Source organism: Curtobacterium sp. B18 (assembly GCF_000333375.1).
GTDB lineage: Bacteria > Actinomycetota > Actinomycetes > Actinomycetales > Microbacteriaceae > Curtobacterium.
Genome location: NZ_BACZ01000563.1, coordinates 1 through 2,532 on the forward strand (window position 1 = coordinate 1; position 2,532 = coordinate 2,532).

General features: G+C 74.2%; 3 protein-coding genes. All 3 read right to left on the reverse strand.

Annotated elements, in window-relative coordinates; translation table 11 throughout:
- Positions 1-1,057, reverse strand: a 1,057-nt coding sequence (locus tag I5E_RS22865) for a glycosyl hydrolase family 8 (RefSeq protein WP_049973532.1), incomplete at its 3' end; no start/stop codon positions are given.
- Between the two features lie 95 nt (positions 1,058-1,152).
- Positions 1,153-1,971, reverse strand: a complete 819-nt coding sequence (locus tag I5E_RS15225) for a DUF4397 domain-containing protein (protein WP_022907735.1) — start codon at positions 1,969-1,971, stop codon at positions 1,153-1,155.
- Positions 1,972-2,030: 59 nt separating this feature from the next.
- The coding region (locus I5E_RS25660) for a hypothetical protein (RefSeq protein ID WP_031262902.1) at positions 2,031-2,532 on the reverse strand (502 nt) is incomplete at its 5' end.

A 2,532-nucleotide genomic window follows, 5' to 3' on the forward strand; every position in this document is an offset into this window, starting at 1 on the left:
TCGGCGTCGTCGCGGCCGTCCGGTCGGCCCGACGCAGGTCCGCGGTGGCCGCCGCCGACTGCCCGGAGGCCTGCTCCGCCGCCGCCCGCGCCACGTACGCGAGGGCGTTCGTGTCACCGGTCACGGCAGTGCCGCCCAGGTCGAGCTGCGCCGCCAACTGCGTCTGCCGGCGGAGCGTCGGGGCGATCGAGCCGGCGAGCGAGCGGTCACCGGTGGAGCACGCCTCGGCGTACCGGAGCGGCAGGCGCATCGCGTCGTACCCGTAGAGCACGCGGTCGTCACCACCCGTGGCGGGCATCGGGTCGACGCTGCCGTCGGCGTGCACCTGCGACCAGTCGCTCGGCAGGTCCGACTGCTCGAGCACGGCCGCGGTGACGGCGCGGGAACCGGTGGCGAGGGCGTCCCAGCGGTCGTCGCCGGTCGCCTTCGCCAGCACCTCGTAGGCCACCGGCGACGCGTACGAGGCGTCGTACCGGTACGGCTCCGAGTCGGCCCACGGCCCTGGGAGCAGGATCGTGCCGAGGTCGGTCGTGGCGGTCTCGTGCTCGAGGATCGCCGATGCCATGGTCTTCCCCGCTGCCGTGTACCGGGACTCGTCCCACGAGGACCCGGCGAGCACGAGTGCCCTGGCGGCGTCGAGGTCGGCGTCGCTCGCGGACTGGCCGTCCGCGACGCCGCCGTCCGGCGTCCACCGCCACGCGAGCAGGTGGTCGTCGGTGAGCAGGTGCCGCTTCGTCCACGACCAGATCTCGCCGAAGCGCCGACGGTCGCCGTTCGCGTAGGCGATGAGCAGGCCGTACGCCTGTCCCTCGCTGACGGTGTCGCCGCCCTGGTCGGTGCGGACGACGCGGCCGTCACGGACGTACCGGTCGAGGAAGTCGGTCCGGAGCTGCTCGGGCGAGCGCGCTGCGTTCGGTGCCGCGGAGGACGTCGGGGTCGACGCGCCTCCGGCCTCCGGCTGCGAGGCGCCCCACGGGCGCACCGCGACGAGCGCGATGCCGAGCGCGACGATGACCGCGGCTGCGGCGGTCACGGGGATCCAGGTCCTGCGGGTCATGCGGCCTGCCTTCCTGAGGGGGGTGCGGGGTGGGCCCGGAGGCGCGGATCACGCGGGCGGACCCGCCGGGGTGATCCGCGCCTCCTGTCCCGCGGTCAGCGGAACAGCGACCGGAGCGTCGCGATCAGCTCGTGGGTGGCCTGCTCGACCGGGTCGGAGGCTGCGCCGCCGCCACCGGTCTGGACCCCGCCGGACGGCGTGGACGCCGTCGCTGCCGCGTCGGTGACGGGCACGACGGTGAGGTCGCCCTTGCTGTCGTCGAGCACGAACAGCGTCGAGACGGTGTTGCCCGCGAGGTCGACCTTCGCCGTCCCCCGCTGCCCGCTGCCCGAGACGTCGAGCGTCCACTTGCCGGCGTCGACGGTCGCGTACTTCGTGGCGGTGCCGAACGCGGCGTCCTCGGCGACGGCGGTGCCCTCGGAGGTGCTCACGTCGACCGACTTCGCGGTGGTCGCGGCCTGCACGAGCCGGAGCTTCGCCTTGCCGTCACCGGGCTGCTGGAGGTCGTCCGTGAAGGCGGTCGTCCGGAGCTTCGCGTTCGTACCGTAGGCGACGACCGTGCTCGCGTCCCCCTCGTCCACCGTGACGTCGGTGGAGATCACGGGCGTGGAGTCCGGGGCGTCCGCGGCGCGCATCGACAGGACGTAGGTGCCGACCGGCAGCTCCTGGTACGGGCTGACCTGGCCGTAGGTGACGTCGTCGAGTTCGAAGACCTTCTTGCCGCCGGACAGGCTCGACAGTTCGACGTCGACGCCCTTCGTGTCCGGGGAGAGGTGGCCGACGCGGAGCCAGCCCTCGCCGGAGCTGCCCGCGGCGGGTGCGGCGGTGGCGGCCTGCGGGGCGAGGCCGACGGCTGCGGCGACGAGGCTCGTGGCGAGGGCGCCGACGAGGAGAGTGCGACGAGGTGCGGGCATGGTGGTGCTCCTTCTGGTCGTGGTTCGGGTCTGGTGCGGGGGTGCGGCGGGCGCACGGGTCACGTGGCGCTCGTGGCGGTCGTGGTCGGGTCGGCCGGGGTGTAGACCACCGTCAGGCGGGCCCCGTCACGCTCGACCGATGCGGGCCGGAAGTCGTCCGCCATCGCGTCGAGGGTGGCCGCGATGCGGGTGGCCTCGGCGCTCCCGGATGCCTGCAGCACCACCCGACGGAAGGGCTGGCCGGTCTCGCCGTTCATCGGCGTGAACCGCTCGACCTCGACGGGCCGGTCGGCGAGGACCTGCCCGAGCGCGATCATCGCCCGCGAGTCCACCTGGCCGGCACGGAACTGCGACTTCGTCCCGGAGTCGGCCCGGAGCGCCGGGTTCGCCGCGAGCTCGGTGCCCATGGTCTTCCGGACGTCGGAGGCCCGGGTGATCGCGGCCTCGGCGGCCGTCGACCCCTCGGAGTGGATGCGCCGGACGTCGACCCGCTGGTTGCCGGTGCCGAACGCTGCCACGGACGTCGAGTTCTCGATCGCCTGTCGGACGTCCGTCGACGAG

Coding starts and splice junctions, on each gene's coding strand:
- I5E_RS15225 (WP_022907735.1), bottom strand. CDS start 1,971: ATGCCCGCACCTCGTCGCACTCTCCTCGTCGGCGCCCTCGCCACGAGC.